The sequence below is a fragment of the Bradyrhizobium sp. WSM4873 genome, assembly GCF_055811355.1.
This window is the reverse complement of sequence record NZ_JBVVPS010000071.1, coordinates 8,617-11,436: the sequence shown is the minus strand read 5'-3', so window position 1 is coordinate 11,436 and position 2,820 is coordinate 8,617. Positions and strand designations below refer to the sequence as shown.

General features: G+C 68.0%; 1 protein-coding gene. It reads left to right on the top strand.

All coding sequences use genetic code 11. From position 1 onward, the window contains the following. Positions 1–375: 375 nt before the first annotated feature. Positions 376–2,712 carry a Tex family protein gene (locus AC0L21_RS37335; RefSeq protein ID WP_473266945.1) on the top strand — a complete coding sequence of 779 codons (2,337 nt, stop codon included), beginning with the start codon at positions 376–378 and terminating at the stop codon, positions 2,710–2,712. The last annotated feature ends 108 nt before the right edge of the window (positions 2,713–2,820 follow it).

The window sequence follows — 2,820 nt, the reverse complement described above, 5'->3', positions numbered from 1 at the left end:
GTCTGGCGCCCCTCGGCGGCCCGGCCCCCCCCCCCCCCCCCCCCCTCCCCCCCCCCCCCCCCCCCGCCCCCCTTTTTTCCCCCCCCCGGGGGGCCCCCCCCCCCCCCCCAAACACCCCCCCCCCCCCCCCGCCCGCCCCCCCGGGCCCCCCCCCCCCCCCCCCCCCCCCGCCCCCCCCCCCCCCCCCCACGGTGGAGTATGTGCGTCGCCTGCGTCGCACCCACGATTGTGGCGAGATCGCATCGGTTCGATAAAAATCCCTTGTCGACGGTCGTTCGCCGCACCTTGATGAATCAACCCCGATTGGTCCATAAGCGGCGTCCCGCAGCCGGTGGTTCGCCTCCGCGATGCGTGCTTGGATAGAGGGGTTCTCGCGTGGCAAATATCAACCAGAAAATTGCGCAGGAGCTTGGGGTTCGGGCGGAGCAGGTCGAGGCGACGGTGGCGCTGCTCGACGGCGGCGCCACGGTTCCCTTCATCGCCCGCTACCGCAAGGAAGCGACCGGTGCGCTCGACGACGCGCAATTGCGCACGCTGGAGGAACGCCTGGGCTACCTGCGCGAGCTCGAGGACCGCCGCAAGGCCATCCTCGAATCGGTCCGCGAGCAGGGCAAGCTCGATGCCGCGCTGGAAGCCTCCATTCTCGCCGCCGACAGCAAGGCGCGCCTCGAAGACATCTATCTTCCGTTCAAGCCGAAGCGCCGCACCAAGGCCGAGATCGCCAAGGAAGCTGGCCTGGAGCCGCTCGCCAATCAGCTCATGGCCGAGCCCACCAACGATCCGAAGGTCGTCGCCGAAGCCTTCGTCAATGCCGAGAAGGGCGTTGCCGATGCCGCTGCGGCACTCGATGGCGCCCGCGCCATCCTGGTCGAGCGTTTCGACGAAGACGCCGATTTGATCGGTGCGCTTCGCGAGGAGGTGTGGACCAATGCGCGCATGAGCTCCAAGGTGCGCGACGGCAAGAAGACCGAGGGCGAAAAGTTCGCCGACTATTTCGAGTTCTCCGAGCCGCTGACGAAGCTACCCTCGCACCGCATCCTCGCGATGTTCCGCGGCGAGAAGGAAGAGATCCTCGATCTCCAGATCCAGGCCGAGGCCGAACCATCGCCGCCGGGCGTGCCGAGCGTCTATGAGTTGAAGATCATGAAGCGGTTCGGCATCGCCGACCTCAAGCGCGCCGGCGACCGCTGGATGATCGACACCGTGCGCTGGGCCTGGCGCACCAAGATCCAGGTGCATCTCAACATTGACCTGCGCATGCGACTGTGGAATGCCGCCGAGACCGAGGCCGTGCGCGTGTTCGCCTCGAACCTGCGCGACTTGCTGCTCGCGGCGCCCGCCGGCACCCGCGTCACCATGGGTCTGGATCCCGGCTTCCGAACCGGCGTCAAGGTTGCCGTCACCGATGCGACCGGCAAGGTGGTGGACACTGCCGTGATCTATCCGCACGAGCCGCAGCGGCAGTGGAATGAGGCGCTGGCGATCCTCGGAAAGCTCGCGCTGAAACATCGCGTCGAGCTGATCGCGATCGGCAACGGCACCGCCTCGCGCGAGACCGACAAGCTCGCGGCCGACCTCGTCAAGGGCTTGCCCGACTTGAAAATGACCAAGATCGTTGTGTCGGAAGCCGGCGCGTCGGTCTATTCGGCCTCGGCTTTTGCCTCGGAGGAGTTGCCGGGCCTCGACGTCACCCTACGCGGCGCGGTGTCGATCGCGCGGCGGCTCCAGGATCCGCTCGCCGAGCTCGTCAAGATCGAACCCAAGGCGATCGGCGTCGGCCAGTACCAGCACGACCTCGGCCAGGCCAAGCTCGCCAAATCGCTCGACGCGGTGGTCGAAGACTGCGTGAACGCGGTCGGCGTCGACGTCAACACCGCCTCGGCACCACTGCTCGCGCGCGTGTCGGGCGTCGGTTCCGGCCTTGCCTCGAGCATCGTGGCACACCGCGACGCCAACGGTCCGTTCAAGTCGCGCAAGGCGCTGAAGGACGTGCCGCGGCTCGGTCCGAAGGCGTTCGAGCAGTGCGCGGGCTTCCTGCGCATCCTCGGCGGCGAGGACCCGCTCGACGCCTCCGGCGTGCATCCGGAAGCTTATCCGGTGGTGCGCCGGATTCTCAGCGCCACCAAGAGCGACATCAAGGCGCTGATCGGCAGCAGCGACATCGTCCGCACGCTGAAGCCGAAAGACTTCGTGGACGAGACGTTTGGTCTGCCGACCGTCACCGACATCCTGCGCGAGCTCGAGAAGCCTGGTCGCGATCCGCGTCCGGCGTTCAAGGCCGCGGTGTTCATGGACGGCGTCGAGGAGATCAAGCACCTCAAGAAGGGCATGATCCTCGAGGGCACCGTGACCAACGTCGCCGCGTTCGGCGCCTTCGTCGACATCGGCGTACACCAGGACGGGCTCGTGCACATCTCGGCGATGTCCAGGACCTACATCAAGGATCCGCGCGAGGTGGTGAAGCCCGGCGACATCGTCAAGGTGAAGGTGCTCGACTTCGAGGTCGCGCGCAAGCGCATCTCGCTGACATTGCGGCTCGACGACGAGGTCGGTGCCAAGAAGGACGCGCCCGGCATGCAGCGCGACAACAGCTCACGCAACCCCTCCCGCATGACGTCGTCGACCCCGCGCCAGCAGGAGTCTTCCGGCGGCGGTGCGCTCGCCGAAGCGCTGCGCCGCGCGGCGGAGAAGAATGGCGGCAAGCGGGCGTGATCTTCAACCTCGCCCCGCTCTTTGCGGGGAGAGGTGGGGGGGGGGGGCGGGGCGGGCGTTACGGGGGTGGGGGGGGGGGCCCGGGGAGCCGGAGAAAAAACGCACCAC